Origin of the sequence: Pseudomonas fluorescens, from assembly GCF_902497895.1 — a bacterium.
GTDB classification, from domain to species: domain Bacteria; phylum Pseudomonadota; class Gammaproteobacteria; order Pseudomonadales; family Pseudomonadaceae; genus Aquipseudomonas; species Aquipseudomonas fluorescens_BP.
The window spans coordinates 112,742-136,091 of the sequence record NZ_CABVHQ010000005.1 but is presented as its reverse complement, the minus strand read 5'-3'; the positions used below and the strand labels follow the sequence as shown (position 1 = coordinate 136,091).

The following is a 23,350-nucleotide window of genomic DNA, read 5'->3' as shown; positions in this document are numbered from 1 at the left end:
GGTCCTCCTCAGGCCGCGCTGATCAGCTCGATCCTCACCGCACACTTCTTGTAGTCGGTCTGCTTGGAGATCGGGTCGGTGGCATCCAGCGTGACCTTGTTGATCAGCTTGTTGGCGTCGAAGAACGGCACGAACACCAGGCCGCGCGGCGGCTTGTTGCGCCCGCGGGTTTCGATGCGACCGCGCATTTCACCGCGTCGGCTGATCACTTTTACTTCACTGCCACGCCGCGCATTCAAGGCCTTGGCATCCTCCGGATGCATGTAGACCAGCGCGTCCGGCACCGCCCTGTACAGTTCCTCGACGCGCTGGGTCATGCTCCCGGTATGCCAATGCTCCAGCACCCGACCGGTACTCAGCCAGAACGGATAATCGTCATCCGGCATCTCGGCTGGCGGCTCATAGGGCAGGGCGAAAATAATCGCCTTCTTGTCCGGATAGCCGTAGAACTGCACTTCGCTGCCTTTTTCCACGTAAGGGTCATAACCCTCGCGGTAACGCCAGCGGGTTTCCTTGCCGTCTACCACGGGCCAGCGCAACCCGCGCTCGCTGTGGTAACGGTCAAAATCAGCAAGGTCATGGCCGTGTCCTCGGCCGAACTGGGCGTATTCCTCGAACAGACCTTTTTGCAGGTAGAAACCATAAACCTTGGCTTCATCGTTCTTGTATCCGGCTTCCAGTTGCTCGATCGGGAACTGGTCGACCTGGCCGTTCTTGTACAGCACCTCGAACAGGGTCTTGCCCTTGTATTCAGGTGCCTTGGCGAGCAAGTCGGCGGGCCAGACTTCATCGGCGGTGAAGCGTTTGGAAAATTCCAGCAGTTGCCACAGATCGGATTTGGCGTCGCCCGGCGCGCTGACCAGTTGGTGCCAGAACTGGGTGCGCCGTTCGGCATTGCCAAAGGCGCCTTCCTTTTCGACCCACATCGCGCTGGGCAGAATCAGGTCCGCGGCCTGGGCGGACACGGTGGGGTAGACGTCCGAGACGATCACGAAATTTTCCGGATTGCGCCACCCCGGCAGGACCTCCTGCATGATGTTCGGCCCGGCCTGCATGTTGTTGCTGGACATCGCCCAGTAGACGTTGAGCACGCCATCCTTGAGCATGCGACTCTGCTCCACGGCGTGAAAACCCACCTTCTCCTGGATGGTCCCGGCCGGCAGCTTCCAGATTTTTTCCGCCGTGGCGCGGTGCTTGGGATTAGTCACCACCAGATCGGCGGGCAGGCGGTTGGAGAAAGTCCCGACCTCACGGGCGGTACCGCACGCCGAGGGCTGGCCGGTCAGTGAGAAGGGGCTGTTGCCCGGCTCGCTGATCTTGCCCGTGAGCAGGTGGATATTGTAGATAAGGTTGTTGGCCCAGACCCCGCGGGTGTGCTGGTTGAAACCCATGGTCCAGAATGACACGACCTTGCGCTTGGGATCGGCATACAGCTCTGCCAGGGCCTTGAGGCGTTCGGTGGAAACCCCGGTTTCCCTGGCTGTGCGTTCCAGGGTGTAAGGCTTGACGAAGTCGGCGAACTGTTCGAAGGAAATATCGGTCCAGGTGTTGGCCTTGGCGGCATTTTTCGCCTGCATTTCTCGCGGATCGTCCGGGCGCAGGCCGTAGCCGATATCATCGGTGCCCTTGGCGAAGCGGGTGTGCTTGCTGACGAAACTCTGGTTCACCGAGCCGCTTTCGATGACGTGGTTGGCGATGTAGTTGAGGATCAGCAGGTCGGTCTGCGGCTTGAACACCATTGGAATATCGGCCAGTTCGAAGCTGCGATGTTCGAAGGTCGACAGTACTACCACTTTGACATGCGCCTGACTCAGCCGGCGATCGGTGACCCGGCTCCAGAGCACCGGGTGCATCTCGGCCATGTTCGAGCCCCACAGCACGAAGGTATCGGTCGCTTCGATGTCGTCGTAGCAGCCCATCGGTTCGTCCATGCCGAAAGTACGCATAAAGCCCATCACCGCCGAGGCCATGCAGTGGCGCGCATTGGGGTCGATATTGTTGCTGCGCAAGCCGCCTTTCATCAGTTTGTTGGCGGCGTAGCCTTCCCACACCGTCCATTGCCCGGAGCCAAACATGCCCACGGATTCGGGGCCTTTGGCTTTTAGCGCCGCCTTGAATTTCAACTCCATGATATCGAAGGCCTGATCCCAGCTAATCGGCTGGAACTCGCCCTGCTTGTCGTACTGGCCGTCCTTCATGCGCAGCAGCGGTTGGGTCAGGCGGTCGACGCCGTACATGATCTTTGACAGGAAGTAGCCCTTGACGCAGTTCAGTCCGCGGTTGACCTCGGCCTTGACGTCGCCGTGGGTAGCAACCACGCGGTTATTCTTGGTGGCCACCATGACGCTGCAGCCGGTACCGCAAAAACGACAGGGCGCCTTGTTCCAGTCCAGGGTGACCATCTCGGCGTCGGTGATCAGGTTGCTGGAGGACGTGACAATCGGCAGACCGGCCGCGGCGGCGGCGATAGCGGCGGCCTGAGCCTTGACGAACTCCCGGCGAGTCATGCTCATACGACCTCTCCAGTGTCTTCGAGAACTTCGTGATAGATCAACGCGGCATTGAGTACCCCCGGCAGGTTGCCAATCTGCTGGATGCAGTCGAGGATCTGGCTTTCATCTTCGGCTTCGAGCACCACCACCAGTTTGCCCGCAGGACTTTCCTGATGCAGTTCGAGGCCTTTCAACAGGCGCAGGTTGGCTTTCACCGCCTCGAACAGTTCGGGACGGGCAAGCACCACCAGGCTGGCAATATGCAAAGGTTTATCCATGTCCGTGCTCCCAATAGACTCAAACAAGGTGCTATCAGTTGGGTGGCCCGGGTGGACCGAAGAGCATTTGAATAAACCAGATGAAGAAGCCATACCCACCGACCAGAGCGATGGAGAGCATGGGGAACAGGCAGGCAACCAGGAAGAGGAACAGCCGGGTTTCCTTACCTCGGTCGGAGTGGGGCAGGCGCTCATCAGCTAACGACATCGGTCAAACTCCAGCTGAGTGTTGCTCTCAGACTAGATGATGTTCGTGCAGGGACCGGCTGCATTACCCTGAGAGCGACTAACGGTCGCCGCAGCGCGGAGTGTTGAGGTGCCGGCAAGCCCGGCATTGGCGATTGCCGTGCAATAAAAAGCCCACCCACCGCCGAAGCGATGGGTGGGCTGAGTGCCGCATGGGGCCAGGCCCCGGCAGATCAGACCTTGACGATCCAGCCTGCTGGCGCTTCGATATCGCCGGTTTGCACGCCAGTCAGTTCTGTGTAGAGCTTCTGGGTGATCGGGCCGACTTCGGTTTCGCTGTGGAATACGTGCAATTTGTCGTTGTAGCTGATGCCGCCGATCGGGGTGATCACTGCGGCAGTCCCGCAGGCGCCGGCTTCCTTGAAGTCGGACAGCTTGTCGATGAACACGTCACCTTCGACCACTTCCAGGCCCAGGCGCGATTTGGCCAGCTCGATCAGGGACAGACGGGTGATGCCCGGCAACACCGAAGGGGAATTCGGCGTGACGAACTTGTTGTCGTGGGTGATACCGAAGAAGTTGGCCGAGCCGACCTCCTCGATTTTCGTGTGGGTCATCGGATCCAGGTAAATGCAGTCGGCGTAGTGCGCCTTCTTGGCTTCGGAGCCGGGCATCAGGCTGGCGGCGTAGTTGCCACCGACCTTGGCCGCACCGGTGCCTTGTGGCGCGGCGCGGTCGTAGCTGGAGATCAGGAACTTGTGCGGGGTCAGGCCACCCTTGAAGTAGGCGCCGACCGGGATGCAGAAGATCGAGAAGAGGAACTCGGGCGCGGTGCGCACGCCGATGTTGTCGCCCACGCCGATCACGAACGGGCGCAGGTACAGCGCGCCGCCGGTGCCGTAAGGCGGAATGAAGCGCTCGTTGGCGCGCACGACTTGCTTGCAGGCTTCGATGAAGTCTTCGGTCGGCACGTGCGGCATCAGCAGACGGCTGCAGCTGCGCTGCATGCGCGCGGCGTTCTGGTCAGGGCGGAACAGGTTGATCGAACCGTCCTTGCAGCGATAGGCCTTCAGCCCTTCGAAGCATTGCTGGCCATAGTGAAGGGCAGTGGAGCCTTCACTGATGTGCAGCACATTGTCTTCAGTCAGGTTGCCTTTGTCCCAGGCGCCATCGCGCCAGTGCGACAGATAGCGCTTGTCTGTCTTGATGTAGTCAAAACCGAGCTTGTCCCAATTGATGCTTTCGTTACCCATGACACCCTCTATCGCTTAACAACCGTCGCAACGGTTCAAGGCTTCTGACGTTTTTCTGGATGGGTACAACAATACTTCATTCTGGGGCTAAATCGCAGCCCGTAAATGCGATCCGTAGCAGCGATCCGTAGCAGCTGGCGAGCAGCGCGAGCCTGCGTTCGGCGACGAAGTCGTCGTAATCCGGCTGATGCGGTTCGTCTGAAAAAACCCGGTGGCAGGTTTTGCGACGGCTTCGCCGCCGAACGCTGCCTCGCGTTGCTCGTCAGCTGCTACGGGGTTATAGGTGCAATGCATGCCCCAAGGCTCGCATCGCCGCTTCCTGCACCGCTTCGCCCAAAGTCGGATGTGCATGGATGGTGCCGGCGATGTCTTCCAGCCGAGCGCCCATTTCCAGGCTCTGGCCAAACGCCGTCGACAACTCCGAAACGCCCACACCGACCGCTTGCCAGCCAACAATCAGGTGATTGTCGCGCCGCGCAACGACCCGCACGAAGCCGCTTTTCGACTCCAGGGTCATCGCCCGGCCATTGGCCGCGAACGGGAAGCTGGAAACAATGCAGTCCCACCCGGCAGCCTTGGCCTCGTCCGGAGTCTTGCCGACCACCACGAGCTCGGGGTCGGTAAAGCACACGGCAGCAATAGCGGTCGGGTTGAACTCGCGGGTTTTACCGCTGATCAGCTCGGCAACCATTTCGCCCTGAGCCATGGCCCGGTGGGCGAGCATCGGCTCGCCGCTCAGGTCGCCGATGGCGTACACGTTGCGCATGCTGGTCTGGCAGCGGTTGTCGATCTTGATCGCCGAACCGTTCATGTCCAGGTTCAGGGCTTCGAGGTTCCAGCCCTGGGTGTTGGGTTTGCGACCGACGGCCACCAGCACCTGATCGGTTTCCAGGTTCAGGGTGTCACCGTTCGGATCACGAACTTTCAGGGTATTTCCTTGTGAATCAAAGCCTTCGACGCTGTGTTTCAAGTAAAGCTTCACGCCGAGTTTTTTTAGTTCATCCTGTACAGGCTGCGTCAGCTCGGCATCGTAGGCCGGCAGGATGCGGTCCTGAGCTTCGACTACGCTGACGTCGGCACCGAGCTTGCGATAGGCGATGCCCAGTTCCAGACCGATATAACCGCCGCCGACCACGATCAGCCGTTTTGGCACGGAATCAGGCGCCAGGGCTTCGGTGGAGGAAATGATCGGCCCGCCAATCGGCAGCAATGGCAGGTTGACGCTTTTCGAGCCAGTGGCCAGCACCAGATGCTCGCATTGAATCCGCGTGTCGCCGACTTCAACAGTCTTGCCGTCGATCACTTTCGCCCAGCCTTGAATGACCTGGACTTTGTTTTTCTTCAGCAACGCCGCAACGCCGGTGGTCAGGCGATCAACGATGCCGTCCTTCCACTCGACACTCTTGCTGATATCGAGGGTCGGCGCCGAAACGCTGATGCCCAACGCCGAGTGCTGGCTGTGATGTTGAGTCTGGTGAAACTGTTCGGCGACGTGGATCAACGCCTTGGACGGAATACAGCCGATGTTCAGGCACGTACCGCCCAGAGATTCGCCTTCAACCAGAATGGTCGAGATGCCCAGTTGACCGGCACGAATCGCCGTCACATAACCGCCAGGGCCGCCACCGATGATCAGCAGCCTGGTGTTCAGAGTCTGTTGCATGCATGCCCCACTAATAATCAGTCCACAAACAGGGTGGCGGGTTGTTCGAGCAGGCCGCGAATGGCCTGGATGAATTGCGCCGCGTCCATGCCATCGACCACCCGGTGATCGAAGGAGCTGGAGAGGTTCATCATCTTGCGGATCACGATCTGGCCTTTGATCACCATTGGTCGTTCGACGATTTTGTTGACGCCGACGATCGCCACTTCCGGCAAGTTCAGCACCGGGGTGCTGACGATGCCGCCAAGGGCGCCGAGGCTGGTCAAGGTGATGCTCGAGCCGGACAGCTCATCGCGGCTGGCCTTGCCATTACGGGCAGCAGTGGCCAAACGGGAAATTTCCGCGGCGCTGTCCCACAGGCTGCGGGCTTCGGCGTGACGTACCACCGGCACCATCAAGCCAATGTTGCTTTGCGTGGCGACGCCGACGTGCACCGCGCCGAGGCGGGTGATGACCTGGGCTTCGTCGTCGTAGCGGGCGTTGATCTGCGGGAAGTCCCGCAGGGCCACGACCAGGGCGCGGACCAGGAACGGCAGCAAGGTCAGCTTGCCGCGGGTTGCACCGTGTTTTTCATTCAAGTGCGCGCGCAGTTCTTCCACGGCGGTGACGTCGATTTCTTCGACATAACTGAAGTGGGCGGCGCGCTGGGTGGCTTCCTGCATGCGCTGGGCGATCTTGCGGCGCATACCGATGACCGGGATCTGCTCTTCGTCGCTACGCTGGGCGTAAGCGGCAGCAGCGGTCGATTGCGGCTGCTGACCCTGGGCCTGACCCTGAGCCAGATAGGCGTCGAGGTCTTCGTGCAGAACCCGCCCGGCAGGGCCGGTGCCACGCACCAGACGCAATTGGATGCCGAGATCCAGCGCATGTTTGCGCACGGCCGGGGAGGCCAGCGGGCGCTCATCGGCCTCGCGAGCAACCATCGGGCCTTGGCACGCGGCAGCGGGGCGAGGGGCCACAGCTGGTTTGCTTTCAACAACGGCTTCAACTTTCGGCGCTGTAACCGGAGCTTCTTTAACGGCAGCGACCGCAGGCTGAGCCGACTCTTTAACGTTGCCCGCGCCTTCGACTTCAATGCTGATCAGGATGCTGCCAACCGCCATGACTTCGCCGGGCACACCGCCGAGCGCAATGACCTTGCCATTCACCGGCGAAGGGATGTCGACCATCGCCTTGTCGGTCATCACATCGGCCAGCACCTGATCTTCGACGACCATGTCGCCGACCTTGACGTGCCATACCGACAATTCAACTTCTGCGATGCCTTCGCCAATGTCTGGCATCTTGATAACGTGCGTGCCCATTCAGACCTCCATAACCCGTTTCAAAGCCGCGCCCACACGGGACGGACCAGGGAAATACGCCCACTCTTGCGCGTGCGGGTAGGGAGTGTCCCAACCGGTGACGCGCTCGATCGGCGCTTCCAGGTAGTGGAAGCAGTGTTCTTGCACCAGGGCGACCAGTTCGGCGCCGAAACCGCAAGTGCGGGTCGCTTCGTGAACGATCACGCAACGTCCGGTTTTCTTCACCGACTTGACGATGGTGTCCAGGTCCAGCGGCCACAGGCTGCGCAGGTCAATCACTTCAGCATCGACACCGGTTTCTTCAGCCGCGACTTGCGACACATAGACCGTGGTGCCGTAGGTGAGGATGGTGACATCCTTGCCCGGACGGGCAATCGCGGCGACGTCCAGTGGCACTGTGTAGTAACCGTCCGGCACTTGCGCGGCCGGGTGTTTCGACCACGGGGTTACCGGGCGGTCGTGGTGGCCGTCGAACGGGCCGTTGTACAGGCGTTTGGGCTCGAGGAAGATCACCGGGTCATCGTTTTCGATGGAGGCGATCAACAGGCCTTTGGCGTCATAGGGGTTGGATGGCATGACGGTGCGCAGGCCGCAGACCTGGGTAAACATCGCCTCGATGCTTTGGCTGTGAGTCTGGCCGCCATAGATGCCGCCGCCGCAAGGCATGCGCAGGGTCATCGGCGCAGTGAACTCGCCGGCCGAGCGATAGCGCAGGCGTGCGGCTTCGGAAATGATCTGGTCCGACGCCGGGTAGACGTAATCGGCGAACTGAATCTCGGCCACCGGCCGCAGACCGTAGGCGCCCATGCCCACGGCGACGCCGACGATGCCGCTTTCGGAGATCGGCGCGTCGAACACCCGGGAGGTACCGTACTTGTTCTGCAGGCCTTCGGTGCAACGGAACACGCCGCCGAAGTAGCCCACGTCCTGGCCGAAGACCACGACGTTGTCGTCACGCTCAAGCATCACATCCATGGCCGAGCGCAGGGCCTGGATCATGGTCATGGTGGTGGTGGTCATGGCGGTATCCAGCTGAATATTGCTGTTGTGATCGTTCATGTCAGATCCCCAACTCCTGACGCTGGCGCTTCAAGTGCTCCGGCATCTCTTTATAGACGTCTTCGAACATCGTCGCGGCGCTTGGCGTCTGGCCACCGGCGAGGGTGCCGTACTGCTCGGCTTCTTTCTGCGCAGAGATGACTTCGGCTTCCAGCTCGGCGCTGACGGCGGCGTGTTCCTCTTCGGACCAGTGACCGATTTTCACCAAATGCTGCTTGAGGCGCGCAATCGGATCGCCCAGCGGGAAGTGGCTCCAGTCGTCGGCAGGACGGTATTTGGAAGGATCATCGGAAGTCGAGTGCGGGCCGGCGCGGTAGGTGACCCATTCGAGCATGGTCGGACCGAGGTTGCGGCGCGCGCGTTCGGCGGCCCAGGCAGAGGCGGCATAGACCGCAATGAAATCGTTGCCATCGACCCGCAGGGAAGCAATCCCGCAACCGACGCCACGACCGGCGAAGGTAGTGGCTTCACCACCGGCGATCGCCTGGAACGTGGAGATTGCCCACTGGTTGTTGACCACATTGAGGATCACCGGCGCACGGTAAACGTGGGCGAAGGTCAGGGCGGTGTGGAAGTCCGATTCGGCAGTGGCGCCGTCGCCGATCCAGGCCGAGGCGATTTTGGTGTCGCCCTTGATCGCCGAAGCCATGCCCCAACCCACACCCTGGATGAATTGGGTGGCGAGGTTGCCGGAAATGGTAAAGAAGCCGTGATCGCGTACCGAGTACATGATCGGCAGCTGGCGGCCCTTGAGCGGATCGCGCTCGTTGGACAGCAACTGGCAGATCAGGTCCACCAGTGGCACTTCCCGCGCCATCAGGATGCTTTGCTGACGGTAGGTAGGGAAGCACATGTCGTCGATGTTCAAGGCCAGGGCCTGGGCGCTGCCGATGGCTTCTTCGCCAAGGCTTTGCATATAGAACGACATTTTCTTCTGGCGCTGGGCGACCACCATGCGGTTGTCGAAGATCCGCGTCTTGAGCATGGCGCGCATGCCTTTACGGAGGATCTCGACGGGTACGCCTTCGGCCCACGGACCGAGGGCATTGCCCTGGTCGTCGAGCACGCGAATCAGGCCCTTGGCCAGGTCGGCGGTGTCGGCGGGTTCAACGTCGATTGGGGGTTTGCGCACCAAGCCTGCGTCGGTCAGACGCAGGTAGGAGAAGTCGGTTTTACAGCCGGGACGGCCCGAAGGTTCGGGAACGTGCAGGCGCAGCGGTTCATACGGTTGGCTCATGGCTTCTACGCTCGATCTTGTGAATTTCTTGTAGTGGGCGCGCTAGCTGACGATCTTTCTTTGGGTAAAAGAAATCCTGTCCTACAACAATCATAGGCCTCGCTCAGAAGAATATTTCTCTCTGTTTCGTTGCGCTTTAAGCTATTTGAGGATAAAAAATCTGCATAAACACAAAAAGCAGGTGGTTTTGTCTCATGCGCAAACTGGATCGTACCGATATCGGCATTCTCAACAGCCTCCAGGAGAACGCCCGCATCACCAACGCCGACCTCGCACGCTCGGTCAACCTGTCGCCCACACCCTGCTTTAACCGGGTCAAGGCCATGGAAGAACTGGGGCTGATCCGCGAGCAAGTCACACTGCTCGATGCGGACTTGCTGGGGCTGCACGTCAACGTGTTCATCCACGTCAGCCTCGAGAAGCAGGTCGAGGAAGCCCTGCAACATTTCGAAGAAGCGATTTCCGACCGCCCGGAAGTGATGGAGTGTTACCTGATGGCCGGCGACCCGGACTATCTGATCCGCGTGCTGGTGCCGACTATCCAGTCTTTGGAGCGGTTCATGATGGATTTCCTGACCAAGGTTCCAGGTGTGGCGAATATCCGTTCGAGCTTTGCCCTCAAGCAGGTCCGCTACAAGACCGCGCTACCGTTGCCGGCCAATGGCTTGACGCTGGCGGGGTAGCTCCCTTGATGGGTAGCTCCATTCATCACGGGGTTTTGCAGTAACACCGGCGTGGTGCTTTATTCATAAAGGTGCATAAGAGAGTCAGTCGTCCTCGGCTGCGCATGCCGACAAGTGTTGCCGAGCGTGAGGTGATGTGATGGGCCAAAGGGAGCGTTGCGAGTGCAAGGGCGCAGCTTCCTGGTCAGGTTGGCACAGGTTGCTCCTGGCGCTGTTGTTATGCGTCGCCTCGCTGGTGGTGGTTGCCGAGGATCGACCGGTCCTGATTGACATCGCCATTCCCCATAATTCGACATTTGACCAGGCAGCGGCTGCTATCCAGAAGGCTCTGGAGGGCGTTGCAAGCGTTAGAAGTCGTGAGGTGGCGTCTGCCAATAGCCTGATCAAAAGTGTCATGCAAGGGGAGACGGATCTGGCCATCGTCCCTGTTTGGGCCTTGAGTGAGTTTGCCCCTACATTCGGGATCTACGGCCTGCCATTTACCTTCCCGGAAATCAAACCCTATTCATTTTTCATGAAATCACAGTTGCAACCGCAACTCGCCGATCAACTCAAGGCCCAGGGATTACGGGCGTTGGGCGGCGTCTGGTACGGCGGAACGCGGGTTATCGCCAGCCAACTGCCCAGGCGTTCCCCCCGGGATTTCAAGGGCACCAGGGTGGCGGTTTCCAGCGAGGATTGGCGGTTGCTGGATCTGTCGGGCGTCGGTGCCGAGTCCATCGAAATGTCCGATAGCCTGATGGCTTCGGCCATGGCCTCCGGGGCGGTTGACGCGGCAGAGGTGCCCTGGGACCAGGTGACGAAAATCAATGCCGCATTCGTCACGCAAAGCGATCATCGCTTCAGCGGGTTGATTGCCATCTACCAGGTGGCGCGTTTTTCCGCATTGCCTGAGCCGACCCGCCAACGCATCACCCAGGTCATCAACTACGCCGAGGACTATGTCACCTCGACCATTGCCGTGCGTGAGCGCGAGGCCATGGACGCGGTGCAGGCGTCTTCGAAAATAACCTGGATGGGCGTCGATGAGGGGGTACGAGCTCAATGGCAGACGGTATTGGCAGAGCGCCAGGCGTCGGCGATCGAGAGGATTGGTCGATCGCTGGTGTACGAGGCGCGCATCAATCCGATCTCCACCCTGAGTTACAGCGTGCTGAGCAGTCCCTGGTCCATCAACTGGAATGCCTGGTTTCAATCCTCGCCAAAGCAGGTCAAGACATCGTTGGTTGCAGGCAAGCCCTATGACTTTGTGCTGGATCTTGGCCGGGGGATTTATCCCGGGGCATTGAGTAGCGGGATCAGCAGCCTGCTGCAGGAAGAGATCACTGCGCAGCCGGACAGCGACCAGATCCACTTGCTGGTTCGGCCGGTGCTGATGGGCGGCATACTCGAGCCGGCACCGGGCACGGATTTTCGCGCGCGCAGGTTCAATGTCCAGCGCGATCGCCTGCCGGCCAGGGTCAATGACCAGGCTCTGCGGGAACAAGCGCGCAATCACCTGATCACCTTGAGTGACCTGGCCAAGGAGTTGAGTGTCGATGAGCCCATGGTGTGGCCGCTTATTGCCCGTCAGGCGGGGTGCGCGCAGGTTGTGCTGTCGATTTGGGACGCTGCGGGGCTGCGTCCTCTGGACTACATCGTGGTCAGCGTGCCGGTGGGCGAAGTCGGTCAGCAGGATTCGCAAGCATGCGACACCAGCCTCAGAGGCGGCGAACTGGTGTCCGGGTTGGAGAGACTGCTGGAGGTGGGGAAAAGTGCGCGGCAAACTTCGCCCACAGACGCGGCCTTGCATCTATTCGACTCGATCCCGAAGGGCGAGGGGGACGCAACGACGGTGGCGGTGTTCGTCGATCGCTCGGAGTTTGACGCGGCTCAGCGTCAGGGCAAGACGTTACCCGTCTATGCGTGGGAGCTTGCCGGCAATCTGCCGCATTTTCTGGGACAGGACTCCATGCTGCCGGCCTCTATCGCCAATACTCGCCAGAAGTTAAAGACGCCTCAGCCTTATACCGAGGTCGTCAGACAGATCAACAATGTTCTGTTTAATGGTCGTACTCCGGCGGATCAGCGCAATGCCGATGGGGCAAGGGCGGCGATGCAGCGCCTGACCCAAGGTGTTGAAGCCCCCGTGATGCTGGTGCGGTATTTCGACTCATTCGGGCAAATGCAGAATCTGCCGCTGGCCTTGTTGGGAGCCGATGCGCCTGACAAGTTATTTACTCACCGTATTACCGTGGTCCAGCCATTACAGGATGCTCCGACGCTCCAGCCCGGCGCCTGTTTCAGCGGTTGGGACTTTGCCATTCCCAAGGCCCTGGATGGCGTGGGCGCCGAGTCTGCAGAGCTGTTGATGAAGGATGACTGGCGGATGCAGGGACGTGGCGTCAACTGGTACCAGAACAACACCGACTTGCTCAAGTTCATGACCCAGGCCGAGCCACCTTCCGTAGCCAGCAGCGCTTTGGTCCTGCTCGCCCATCACGGCAAGGGGGATGTCACGTTCTCCACTTCGGGGCTTCCAGATCGGGTCCTGGACTCGGACATGCGCAGGCGCTTCACGCCGGGTAGCGTGGCGATTCTGGCAGCCTGTTCGACCCTGGGCATCTCGGCCGCCAGCCAGACGTTCGTCGATATGCTGGTGCGTCGCGGCGTGGGCGCGGTGGTGGCATCGCCTTTCCCGGTGGACTCCGATTTCGGTACCCGACTTTCGGTGAGTTTTGTCGAGGTGGCTCGGCAGCTGCGGGCCAGCGGTTCATCGGCACGGGTCATCGATATCTTCAATCAGGCCTTGCAGAAAACCATCGATGCTTATGGCGAGGATTCCGGCTATGGGGATATGGCCCTGGAGTTTCAGATCATCGGTGATCCTGACTTACGCATGTGTGCTGTCCCGACCGCGTCGAACCCGCACACCGGAGGTGCGCAATGAAGCGTCGCCTCTATGCTGCTTTATTGGCGTGTTTCAGTGTGCTTGTCGTGGGTGAAGGGTCTGCGCAAGAGCGCCTTGGCGTATTCGTCAGCGATCTGCATTTCGGCCTGGGGCGTACTGCCGATGGGCACTGGCATCCCTATGAGGATTTCAGGTGGAGCCAGGCGTTGAGAGGTTTCCTGGCCGCGATTTCCAGAGAGGGACATGACCAGGTCGACCTGATCATCGTCGGCGATTTCCTCGAACTGTGGCAGTTGCCCAATGACATTCACTGCCAGGGCAGCGGAGCCGGTGCAGGCTGTTCGGTCGCCGAGCTGGTCGATCTGAGCCGGCGCATCATCAAGGCTCATGATGCCGATCTCCAGGCCTTGAAAGATTTTTCCACCCGCGGCAGCAATCGTCTCTATGTGGTGCCTGGCAACCATGATGCGGCCTTGCTCATTCCCGCCGTCCGGGCGCCGTTGATCGAGCGTCTCGGGGCGCAGAACGGGCGGGTGTTTTTCGTCGAAAGTGGCCTGTGGGTCTCCGAAGACAAGCGGATCGTGGCCGAACACGGGCAGCAGATCGGCAGTGATGTGAACGCCTTTGCCGATTGGCCGAAGGTCACCACCACCGACTCCAACGGCACTCAGCTGATGATTCGTTCCTGGGGAGAACGCTTCGTGCAGCAGTTGTTCAATGAGCAGGAGATGAGCTATCCGGTGATCGATAACCTCAACCCGGAAACCGCCGGAGCACGCTATCGAATGAGCGAGCGGGGTGTGGGTGGAACCGTCAAGGACCTGGCCAGGTTCATTGCCTTCAACATTTTTGAAACCACTCCGGGCCAGAAATACCGTGCGTTGTCGACTAATGGCGCCCATGACCCGCCGTTCAATCGCGCGGCGGCGGAGAAGGTCGGGCATCGGCTTTTCAGCTATTCGTTACCGGAGGGTGACTCATTCAAGGAGCAACTCCAGGACACCAACCCGGAAGGCGAGGAACTGCGCCGCGAACTCGATGAGATGCTCAAGACCCTGTCGACCGAAGACCTGGAAATGTTATGCCGCAACGCCGTTGTGTATACCAAAATCAACCCATGCAACCCGGTGCTCTCCGCGCTGGTGGTGGACGTGCTGGTGCCCAGGACGGCGATTTTCAAGCGTCACCTGAGGGCTCGCGAAGAGGCCCTGGGGCCATTCGACTTGTTTGTCTATGGGCATACCCATCGCTGGGAGTCCAGGTGGAAGGTCCCGTTGAGCAACACCCATAGCGTGACGGTGGTGAATACCGGGGCTTTTCAACGGCTGGTCGACGAGGAGGCATTTTTACAGTTGGCGGCTGCCAAGGGCATCACCCCTGCACAGGCGTTACGCGAGCTACGGCCGGAAGATCTCACAGCCTGTTATTCGGCGGTGTTCGTCAGACCGGGTACCTTACGCCCGGTGGCTGAGCTATGGCTTTGGGAAATGTCGGAGTCCGGAGGCGGGCGCTTCAGAGCGCCGGGCATTGCCGACTGTCGCTGACCCCCGCGGACATTGACCTCATGACCGGGGATTCAGAGCTGATTGATCGGGATCTTCAGATAAACCACCCCATTGTCCTCGGCCGGCGGCAGATTGCCTGCACGCACGTTGACCTGGATCGCCGGCAGCAACAGCGTCGGCAGAGCCCGCCCGGCGTCGCGCTGGTTGCGCATGGCGACGAACGCAGCCTGCTCGACGCCGTCATGCACATGGATATTGCTTTTGCGCTGCTCGCCGACACTGCTCAGGCATTGCGGCTCACGGCCAGCGGGCGGGTAGTCGTGGCAGACGTAGAGGCGAGTCTCGGCGGGGAAGGCGAGCAGCTTGCGTATCGAAGTGAACAACTGCTGCGCATTGCCACCGGGGAAGTCGCAGCGGGCGGTGCCGACATCGGGCAGGAACAACGTATCGCCTACCAGAATCAGTTGGTCTTCGATCAAGTACGCCATGTCCGCCGGGGTGTGTCCCGGTACGTGCAGCGCCTTGGCCTTGAGGTTGCCGATGGCGAATTCCTCGTCCGGTGCGAACAGATGGTCGAACTGCGTGCCGGTGACGGAAAATTCCGACTCGAGGTTGAACAGGGTCTTGAACACCTCCTGAACCTTGCTGATCGATTCGCCGATGGCGATCTTGCCCCCCAGCTCCTGGCGCAGGTAGGGGGCGGCGGACAGGTGGTCGGCGTGGGCGTGGGTTTCCAGCAGCCACTGCACCTGCAAGCGGTGTTCGCGGACGAAGGCGATCACCCGATCCGCGTGGACAGTCGCGGTGCGCCCTGCGACAGGATCAAAGTCGAGCACCGGGTCGACAATCGCACAGTGCCCATCATCGTGCTCGAAGATCACGTAGGTGTAGGTCGATGATACTTCGTCCAGGAAGGCTTGAATCAACGCTGGCATGGGGGCAGATCCTTTTGGGATGTGGCCGCAGATTAAGTACTTTATCCGCACACTGACTAGTCTGGATGTGATTTTAAATGATGCAAACCTTTGTGGAGTTGTATCGTGGGCGCCATTCCAGGGCCGGGTCTGTTCCGGATTTATTCAAGTAGAACAAGAGCGTTTTATGCTGCTGGCAACATTTTTTGGCGTGGTAATGGGCCTGGTCCTCGGCTTGACCGGTGCCGGCGGCGGCATTCTCGCGGTGCCGGCACTGGTGCTGGGGTTGGGCTGGAGCATGACCCAGGCGGCACCGGTGGCGTTGTTCGCGGTGGGCAGCGCCGCTGCGGTGGGTGCCATCGATGGCCTGCGACACGGCCTGGTGCGGTACCGCGCGGCGTTGCTGATCGCCTTGCTCGGGGCCTTGTTCTCGCCGGTGGGAATCTACTTCGCCCATCGTTTGCCGGAAAAGACCCTGATGGTGCTGTTCAGCCTGCTGATGGTCATCGTGGCGTGGCGGATGTTGCGCCGCGAGTCGCGGGATGCCGGGCCGAGTGACCATGGCAGTGCTTCCTGGGGGCAGAAAAACTGCATGCTCGATCAGCAGACCGGGCGCTTCTCCTGGACCGCGAAATGCTCGGCGACGCTTGCCGCATTAGGCGCGGTCACCGGGGTTGTGTCGGGGCTGCTTGGAGTGGGAGGCGGTTTTCTGATCGTGCCGGCCTTCAAGCAACTGACCGATGTACAGATGCGCGGCATCGTCGCCACCTCATTGATGGTGATCAGCCTGATTTCGGCGATAGGGGTGATCGGTGCGTTCTACGCCGGAGTCTCCATTGACGCCACGGGCGGGATGTTCATCGTCGCGAGCATCGTCGGCATGCTGCTGGGCCGACGGCTGTCATCCCGAGTGCCGGCCAGGGGGTTGCAGGTGGGGTTCGCGAGCATTTGCATCGTTGTGGCGGGTTATATGCTGTTCAAGGCATAAGTTGGGGCGCTCTTGCAAAAAAACCATCGTTGCGGCGAAACCACTGCGCTAGCTGCCTTGACGCAAGCAAGACCGCCAGGATCGTATTCACCTTGGCATCACAGGTGTCCGAAAATCCCCTGTAGGAGCTGCCGCAGGCTGCGATCTTTTGATCTTCGCGCCTGACTCAACCCCCCATCGGCGGCAATGTCCCCAGCAACGAAACCGCCGCCACCGCGGCAACGCCCAGCAGCCACTCGATGATCACACTGGTGCGCAGGGTCGACAGGCGCTGTTCACAGTCGTTCACCCGCAGCCAATTGAACAGCGCCAGCAGCAACATGGCGCCGACGAGGGCGACCTTGATCAGCAGGATCAGCGCAAAACCGGAGAGCAATGGCGTCGGCCAAAAGACTCCGGTGAGGACCCGGACATTGATCAATCCGCTGACCAGCAAACCGGCCACCAGTCCATAACCGATACCGCTGAAGCGGCGCAGTATCGCGCCGATCGGCTGGCCGGCCGGTTGTAGCAGGATCAACACCAGCAACATCAACCCGCCGAGCCAGGCGCCGACGCAGGCCAGGTGAATCAGCTGATTGAGGATCAATAGCTGGCCGTCGAGACCGTCGAGCATGGCGCCGTGGCCGACTGGCGCCAGCGTGGCCAATAGCAGACTCGTCAGGATAAGGCGTAACGCAAATGCGCTTTGCAGTCGAGTCATCAGGCACACGACCAGCAACAGATTGAACAGCAGGTGCCAGCTCCAGACCTGTCCGAAAAAAGTTTTGCTCAAGACTAATTGCACGGTCGGCAGATCAAACGCCGCCGGCCATGACCCGGCCATGCTGGCGGTGATCAGCAGCAACCAACAGAGCCCGCTGATCAGGGCCAACAATGCGAGTAGTTTTGTCACGCTGGCGAGGCGTCGATCCAGAGTTGAGAGCGCATCGGTAAGCGGCGCCCGGTCCAACAGCAAGGGCCGGAAGACCCAGGCGCCAAACAGCATCAACACCACAGCGAAATGCAGGAAACGGCACAGCACCAGCATGTCCGACATGGGTTATTGGCCGACCTTGAAGCTGTATTTACCTTCGCTTTTGTGAGTGTCGACCGATACCGCGTGCCACTCGACCTTGTACTCACCAGCAGTCAGTGGTTCTGCCGGGGTCACGATCAGGGTCTTTTTGTCAGCGGCTTCGGTGGCGATGCCTTTGATCGGCACTTCAGCGCCATCCTTGCTCAGACTGACTTTGCTGAAGGTCGCTTCAACCCCTTCGGAAAACATCAGGCGCAATTCCTTGGGCGCAACAGCGGTGCCCTCGGCGGCCGGTGTCGCGCTTTCCAGATGGGCGTGGGCGAACACCGAAGACGCGGCGAGCAGCGAGCCCAGCAAGGCCGCGCGGGTCAGGATTTTTTTGATAATCATTGTAGGCACCTTCAATGAGTGCAACGGGAACGTTAATAGAGCATGAAGCGCGAGAGGAGTGAAATGCCTCTTGGGCTTTTCGCGGGGAAGTCTAGCGTACGAAGTTTCGTTTTCGCCTGTCGTCCGATCTAGAGCGGATGGTAATCTTGATCAACGCTGTAGCCAGGGAGTCCTCATGGGCAATCACAAGATCGAGATTCGTCGCAGTAACGTCGAGAAAATTCTGCTGGCGGCGGAAAAAATCTTCGCCGAGAAGGGCTATGGCAGCACGGCGATGGCGGATATTGCCAGGGAAGTCCAATTGCCGCGCTCCAACCTGCATTACTACTTCAGCACCAAGAGCGAGTTGTACAGCGCGGTGTTGTTCGACTTGCTGGAAGTCTGGAAGCAGGACGCACTGTGCTTCGAGCTGTTCGATGATCCACGGGTGGTGCTCAGCAGCTATATCCGCGCCAAGATGAACCATTCCCGCAGCCGGCCTTATGGCTCGAAAGTCTGGGCCAATGAAATCATCCACGGTGCACCGACCCTGGGCGAGGCGCTGGATGCCAGCCTGTACGATTGGGCGAAGATGAAGGAAGCGAAGATTCGTCAGTGGGTGGAAGACAAACGCATCCTCGCAGTGGAGCCCTCGAGCCTGCTGTACATGATCTGGGCCTCGACCCAGCACTACGCCGACTTCGATCACCAGGTGATGATCCTCAACGATCACCAGCCGCTGTCGGACATGCAGTTCGAGCGGGCGGTGCAGACTGTGACCAGTGTGATTCTTCGGGGGATCGGGTTGGAGTCTTGAGGTGGTGGTTGCCTGAAAAGATCGCAGCCTGCGGCAGCTCCTACGCCGAGCGCGTACATCTGCGATGTTGCGAATCTACGCCGATCCGTAGGAGCTGCCGCAGGCTGCGATCTTGTCAGGTACACCCTGATTTCAGCTGAGTTTCTGATTAAACCACCACGTGATACGGATTCCTCGGATCATGATTCCAGTCCAGGAACGGCTTGCCGCTGTCGATGGCGACCATCTCGATGCAGTCCTGGACCGGGCAGGTGATCTGGCACAGGTTGCAGCCCACGCACTCGTCGTCGATCACTTGATATTTATGAGTGCCGTCAGGTTGCTTGAGGCTGGCGATGGCCTGGTGCGCGGTGTCTTCGCAGGCGATGTGGCAGCGGCCGCAACCGATGCAGGCGTCCTGGTCGATCTTGGCGATGACCTGGTAGTTGATGTCCAGGTACTTCCAGTCCGTGGTATTGCCCACTGCCAGCCCCGAGAATTGGTCCAGGTTGGCGTAGCCCTGACTGTCCATCCAGCGTGACAGACCGTCCTTCATTTCCTCGACGATGCGAAAGCCATGCAGCATCGCCGCCGTGCACACCTGTACCGCGCCGCTGCCCAGGGCGATGAACTCCGCCGCATCGCGCCAACTGCCTATCCCGCCGATGCCGCAAATCGGCAGGCCCCGGGTTTGTGGGTCGCGGGCGATTTCCGCGACCATGTTCAACGCAATCGGTTTGACCGCCGAGCCGCAGTAGCCACCGTGGGTGCTTTGGCTGCCGACCATCGGACGGGCAACCATGCGCTCCAGGTCGATGCTGGTGATGGAATTGATGGTGTTGATCAGTGACACCGCATCGGCGCCACCACGATGGGCCGCGCGGGCAGCCAGGCGGATGTCGGTGATGTTCGGCGTGAGTTTGACGATCACTGGCAGCGAGCAGTAAGTCTTGCACCAGCGGGTCACTTGCTCGACGTATTCCGGCACCTGACCGACCGCCGCGCCCATGCCACGCTCGGGCATGCCGTGGGGGCAGCCGAAGTTCAGCTCGATGCCGTCGGCACCGGTGGCTTCCACCAGCGGCAGAATGGCTTTCCAGGATTCTTCGACGCAGGGCACCATCAAGGACACGATCAGCGCGCGGTCCGGCCAGTCCTTTTTGACCTGAGTGATTTCCCGCAGATTGATTTCCAGCGAGCGGTCGGTGATCAGCTCGATATTGTTGAAACCCATGACTTCACGGTTGGCGCCGAAGTGCGCGGAGTAACGCGACGAGACGTTGACCGCCGCCGGATCTTCGCCGAGGGTTTTCCAGACCACGCCCCCCCAACCGGCTTCAAAGGCACGGACCACGTTATAGGCTTTGTCGGTGGGCGGCGCGGAGGCCAGCCAGAATGGATTGGGGGCTTTGATACCGGCGAAGATTATCGAGAGATCGGCCATTTACGCAGCCTCCACATTGAGCATGAGTTGGGCATTGATGGCTTCGGCGGCCAGCTTGCCGTGCTGCACGGCCTGGACGGTGAGATCCTGATCGAGACTGGTGCAGTCGCCGCCGGCATACACGCCGGGGATACTGGTACGCAGCTGCTCGTCCACCTGAATGCGCTCGCCCTGGCGCTTCAATTCACGGGCCAACGGGTCGCTCAGCGCTGCGCCGTCGAAGGCCTGGCCGATGGCTTTGAAGATCCCGTCGGCGGCCAGTTCGAAGGTCTCGCCGGTGGACTGCAAACGGCCGTCCACCATTCGCGTGCGGGCAAAGCGCATGCCGCGGACCTGGCCCTGCTCATCGAGCAGTACTTCTTCGGGCTGGGCCCAAGTCAGCAGGCGGACCTGATTGGCCTTGGCGATGTGCTGCTCGTGTTCGGTGGCGCCCATGTCCTCCAGGCCGCGGCGGTACACCAGATTCACGTCGCGCGCACCGAGGCGGGCCATTTGCACCGCCATGTCGATCGCGGTGTTGCCGGCGCCGAGGACGATGCAGCGATCGGCCACGGGTAGTTGAGTCAGGTCATCGGCCTGGCGCAGCTCGCGGATGTAGTCGGTGGCGGCGAGCATGCCCGGAGCGTCTTCGTGGGCCAGGCCGAGTTTTTTGCTGGCAGCCAGACCGAGGCCGAGGAACACTGAATCGAACTGCTGATGCAGTTCAGTCAGGCTGAGGTTGTCACCGAGTTTCTGCCCGTGGCGGATCTCGATCCCGCCTATGCCCAACAGGAACTCCAGCTCACGCTGAGCGAAGTCGTCCACCAGTTTGTACTTGGCGATTCCGTATTCGTTAAGGCCACCGGCCTTTTCCCGGGCCTCGAAAATTACCACATCATGACCGTGCATGGCCGAGCGGTGAGCGCAGGACAACCCGGCCGGCCCGGCGCCGACCACCGCGATGCGTTTGCCGGTCGGCGCTGCACGCTGGAACGGATGCTCGCTGAATTGCGCGTTGTCCACCGCGTAGCGTTGCAACAGGCCGATCAGCACCGGTGCGCATTCCTGGGCGTTGTTACGCACGCAGGCTTGCTGGCAGAGGATTTCGGTCGGACAGACCCGGGCGCAACTGCCGCCGAGGATGTTCGCCGAGAGGATTTTCTGCGCGGCGCCCTGGACGTTTTCCTGGTGGATGTTGCGGATGAATGACGGGATGTCGATCTCGCTCGGGCAGGCATTCACGCAGGGCGCGTCGTAGCAATACAGGCAGCGCGAGGCTTCCAGATGGGCCTGGCGGGCGTTGAGCGGCGGCGCCAGATCAGTGAAATGGCCGGCAAGGGCGACCGCGTCCTCGTGGGGATGCGGGAGGTGGTTCAAGGTCTTGATCACGGTGTTGGCCTCACTTTTTTTGTGGGTGCCTCTAACGGGCATTGGTTTGCACACATCGCTGAAACTGAACTCGGTCCCCGTAGGAGCTGCCGCAGGCTGCGATCTTTAAGCAGACGCCACGGTTCCGGCCTCAATCGCCAAGATCAAGATCAAAAGATCGCAGCCTGCGGCAGCTCCTACGGTTGGGTGGCCCTAACGTTTCACAGCAACCGGCTTGTGCAACTCAGCCCGTTTGCTCAACAGATCGAACACCGCGGGGTAGGCCGGGCGCTCGATGTAGCGCCCGGCACCGCGTTCGGCCCGCAGGTCGCCGTCAGCCCAGACCAGTCGACCCTGGCTGATGGTGTGGCTGGGTACGCCGCGCACGGTCTTGCCTTCGAAGATGTTGAAGTCGACCTGCTGATGGTGAGTCTTGGCCGAAATGGTCCGGGTGCCTTCCGGGTCCCAGAGCACCAGGTCGGCATCGGCGCCGACGCGAATCGAGCCTTTGCGTGGGTAGAGGTTGAAGATCTTCGCCGCGTTGGTGGAGGTCAGGCCTACGAAGTCCTGCATCGACAGCCGCCCGCTGTTCACTCCTTCATCCCAGAGCACGGCCATGCGGTCTTCGATACCGGCGGTGCCGTTGGGGATCTTGCTGAAGTCGTCGCGGCCGGCGGCTTTCTGCTCGGCGCAGAAGCAGCAATGGTCGGTGGCGGTGGTGTGCAGGTTGCCCGATTGCAGGCCCTGCCATAGCGCTTCTTGATGGCCGCGAGGGCGGAAGGGCGGGCTCATCACGTAACCGGCGGCGGTCTGCCAGTCCGGGTGCTGGTAGACGCTGTCGTCCAGCAACAGATGCCCGGCCAGGACTTCGCCGTAGACCGGTTGGCCCTTGCGGCGCGCATAGGTGATTTCATCCAGCGCCTCGCGGGTCGAGACGTGGACCAGATACAGCGGCGTACCCAGGGTTTCGGCGATACGGATCGCCCGGCTGGCGGCTTCGCCTTCGACCTGGGAGGGCCGCGACAAGGGATGGGCTTCGGGGCCGGTCATGCCCTGGGCCATCAGCTTGCGTTGCAGGTGATAGACCAACTCGCCGTTTTCCGCGTGCACCGTCGGTATCGCACCCAACTCCAGGCAGCGTTCGAAACTCGCCACCAGGGTATCGTCGGCGGCCATGATAGCGTTCTTGTAGGCCATGAAATGCTTGAAGCTGTTCACTCCATGATTGCTGACCAGTTCGGCCATTTCCTCGCGAACCTGCTCGCTCCACCAGGTAATGGCGACGTGAAAACCGTAGTCGGCGGCGGACTTCTCGGCCCAGCCGCGCCACTGGTGAAAAGCCTCCATTAACGATTGCTGCGGGTTGGGAATCACGAAGTCGATGATCGAGGTGGTACCACCGGCCAGTCCGGCCGCGGTGCCGCTGAAAAAGTCTTCGCTGGCAACGGTGCCCATGAAGGGCAGTTGCATGTGGGTATGGGGGTCGATGCCGCCGGGCATCAGGTATTGACCGCTGCCATCGAGCACTTCGCAGTCCGCCGGAACATCCAGGTTATTGCCGATTGCCTGGATCAAACCGTCAGCGCAGAGCACGTCGGCGCGGTAACTTTCATCATGGGTAACAACGGTGGCACCACGGATCAACAGTGACATTGCGAGTTCCTCACGGGCTTGACCGGCTGATGCCAGTTCTTGGTGTTGTAGTTGCGGCAAGCTGCGGGAAGTTATATTCCTGTCAGCGCTGTCAGCGCTGTCAGGAATAGACGCTAGCTGGAGTTATTGGATTGATCAAGATTATTTTTTATAAGCTTATATTCGTAATAACATATTGAAAAATATAGATTTAATTACAAATGCAGCAAAATGGTGAGGCCTCTCACCATTTTGACGCACTTGACAGGTTCCAAATATGGTCAAGATTTCT

At 60.4% G+C, this 23,350-nt stretch carries 19 protein-coding genes; 5 read left to right on the top strand and 14 right to left on the bottom strand.

What is annotated here, in order from left to right:
• Positions 1–8: 8 nt before the first annotated feature.
• The 8 genes from napA to F8N21_RS04235 form a co-directional block, all read right to left on the bottom strand.
• Positions 9–2,513 carry a nitrate reductase catalytic subunit NapA gene (napA, locus tag F8N21_RS04270; protein ID WP_150640941.1) on the bottom strand — a complete coding sequence of 835 codons (2,505 nt, stop codon included), beginning with the start codon at positions 2,511–2,513 and terminating at the stop codon, positions 9–11.
• Positions 2,510–2,770: a chaperone NapD gene (locus F8N21_RS04265; protein ID WP_150640940.1), complete on the bottom strand. Its 261-nt coding sequence runs from the start codon at positions 2,768–2,770 to the stop codon at positions 2,510–2,512. The genes napA and F8N21_RS04265 overlap by 4 nt, the downstream gene beginning before the upstream one ends.
• Positions 2,771–2,804: 34 nt before the next feature.
• The gene (locus F8N21_RS04260) at positions 2,805–2,978 is read right to left on the bottom strand and encodes a periplasmic nitrate reductase, NapE protein (protein ID WP_150640939.1); all 174 of its coding nucleotides are present in this window, start codon (positions 2,976–2,978) and stop codon (positions 2,805–2,807) included.
• Between the two features lie 211 nt (positions 2,979–3,189).
• The gene (locus tag F8N21_RS04255; RefSeq protein ID WP_150640938.1) at positions 3,190–4,209 is read right to left on the bottom strand and encodes a branched-chain amino acid aminotransferase; all 1,020 of its coding nucleotides are present in this window, start codon (positions 4,207–4,209) and stop codon (positions 3,190–3,192) included.
• A 277-nt stretch (positions 4,210–4,486) separates the two neighbouring features.
• On the bottom strand, positions 4,487–5,872 hold the full coding sequence (gene lpdA, locus F8N21_RS04250) for a dihydrolipoyl dehydrogenase (protein ID WP_150640937.1): 1,386 nt from the start codon (positions 5,870–5,872) through the stop codon (positions 4,487–4,489).
• A gap of 17 nt (positions 5,873–5,889) precedes the next feature.
• The gene (locus F8N21_RS04245) at positions 5,890–7,176 is read right to left on the bottom strand and encodes a dihydrolipoamide acetyltransferase family protein (RefSeq protein ID WP_150640936.1); all 1,287 of its coding nucleotides are present in this window, start codon (positions 7,174–7,176) and stop codon (positions 5,890–5,892) included.
• Positions 7,177–8,235, bottom strand: a complete 1,059-nt coding sequence (locus F8N21_RS04240) for an alpha-ketoacid dehydrogenase subunit beta (protein ID WP_150640935.1) — start codon at positions 8,233–8,235, stop codon at positions 7,177–7,179.
• A gap of 1 nt (position 8,236) precedes the next feature.
• The gene (locus F8N21_RS04235; protein WP_150640934.1) at positions 8,237–9,472 is read right to left on the bottom strand and encodes a 3-methyl-2-oxobutanoate dehydrogenase (2-methylpropanoyl-transferring) subunit alpha; all 1,236 of its coding nucleotides are present in this window, start codon (positions 9,470–9,472) and stop codon (positions 8,237–8,239) included.
• 194 nt (positions 9,473–9,666) lie between these two features.
• Here F8N21_RS04235 and bkdR point away from each other — a divergent pair, with 194 nt between their 5' ends.
• From bkdR to F8N21_RS04220, 3 genes are all read left to right on the top strand, one after another.
• Positions 9,667–10,155, top strand: coding sequence for a Bkd operon transcriptional regulator BkdR (bkdR, locus tag F8N21_RS04230; protein ID WP_018929722.1), 489 nt, complete (start codon positions 9,667–9,669; stop codon positions 10,153–10,155).
• 139 nt (positions 10,156–10,294) lie between these two features.
• Positions 10,295–13,084 carry a TRAP transporter substrate-binding protein gene (locus F8N21_RS04225; RefSeq protein ID WP_150640933.1) on the top strand — a complete coding sequence of 930 codons (2,790 nt, stop codon included), beginning with the start codon at positions 10,295–10,297 and terminating at the stop codon, positions 13,082–13,084.
• Complete coding sequence (locus F8N21_RS04220) at positions 13,081–14,589, top strand: metallophosphoesterase (protein WP_150640932.1); 1,509 nt, start codon at positions 13,081–13,083, stop codon at positions 14,587–14,589. The genes F8N21_RS04225 and F8N21_RS04220 overlap by 4 nt, the downstream gene beginning before the upstream one ends.
• 32 nt (positions 14,590–14,621) lie before the next feature.
• Here F8N21_RS04220 and F8N21_RS04215 read toward each other — a convergent pair whose 3' ends face one another.
• Entirely contained in the window at positions 14,622–15,485 is an 864-nt protein-coding gene (locus F8N21_RS04215; protein ID WP_150640931.1) for an MBL fold metallo-hydrolase, read from the bottom strand.
• A gap of 166 nt (positions 15,486–15,651) precedes the next feature.
• Here F8N21_RS04215 and F8N21_RS04210 point away from each other — a divergent pair, with 166 nt between their 5' ends.
• Positions 15,652–16,452 (top strand): sulfite exporter TauE/SafE family protein, encoded by an 801-nt coding sequence (locus tag F8N21_RS04210; protein WP_150640930.1) that lies wholly within the window; start codon positions 15,652–15,654, stop codon positions 16,450–16,452.
• A gap of 166 nt (positions 16,453–16,618) precedes the next feature.
• Here F8N21_RS04210 and copD read toward each other — a convergent pair whose 3' ends face one another.
• Both copD and copC read right to left on the bottom strand, forming a co-directional pair.
• Positions 16,619–17,491 carry a copper homeostasis membrane protein CopD gene (gene copD / locus F8N21_RS04205; RefSeq protein ID WP_150640929.1) on the bottom strand — a complete coding sequence of 291 codons (873 nt, stop codon included), beginning with the start codon at positions 17,489–17,491 and terminating at the stop codon, positions 16,619–16,621.
• A gap of 3 nt (positions 17,492–17,494) precedes the next feature.
• Positions 17,495–17,860, bottom strand: coding sequence for a copper homeostasis periplasmic binding protein CopC (gene copC / locus F8N21_RS04200; protein ID WP_150640928.1), 366 nt, complete (start codon positions 17,858–17,860; stop codon positions 17,495–17,497).
• A gap of 175 nt (positions 17,861–18,035) precedes the next feature.
• Between copC and F8N21_RS04195 the strand changes: the two genes are divergently transcribed.
• A complete protein-coding gene (locus F8N21_RS04195) occupies positions 18,036–18,656 on the top strand; it encodes a TetR/AcrR family transcriptional regulator (RefSeq protein ID WP_150640927.1) in 621 nt (206 codons plus the stop codon).
• A 148-nt stretch (positions 18,657–18,804) separates the two neighbouring features.
• Here the strand turns inward: F8N21_RS04195 and preA are convergent, their stop codons facing one another.
• From preA to hydA, 3 genes are all read right to left on the bottom strand, one after another.
• Positions 18,805–20,079, bottom strand: a complete 1,275-nt coding sequence (gene preA, locus F8N21_RS04190) for an NAD-dependent dihydropyrimidine dehydrogenase subunit PreA (RefSeq protein WP_150640926.1) — start codon at positions 20,077–20,079, stop codon at positions 18,805–18,807.
• Positions 20,080–21,447, bottom strand: a complete 1,368-nt coding sequence (locus F8N21_RS04185) for an NAD(P)-dependent oxidoreductase (RefSeq protein WP_150640925.1) — start codon at positions 21,445–21,447, stop codon at positions 20,080–20,082.
• 192 nt (positions 21,448–21,639) lie between these two features.
• On the bottom strand, positions 21,640–23,079 hold the full coding sequence (gene hydA, locus F8N21_RS04180; RefSeq protein ID WP_150640924.1) for a dihydropyrimidinase: 1,440 nt from the start codon (positions 23,077–23,079) through the stop codon (positions 21,640–21,642).
• Between the last annotated feature and the right edge of the window lie 271 nt (positions 23,080–23,350).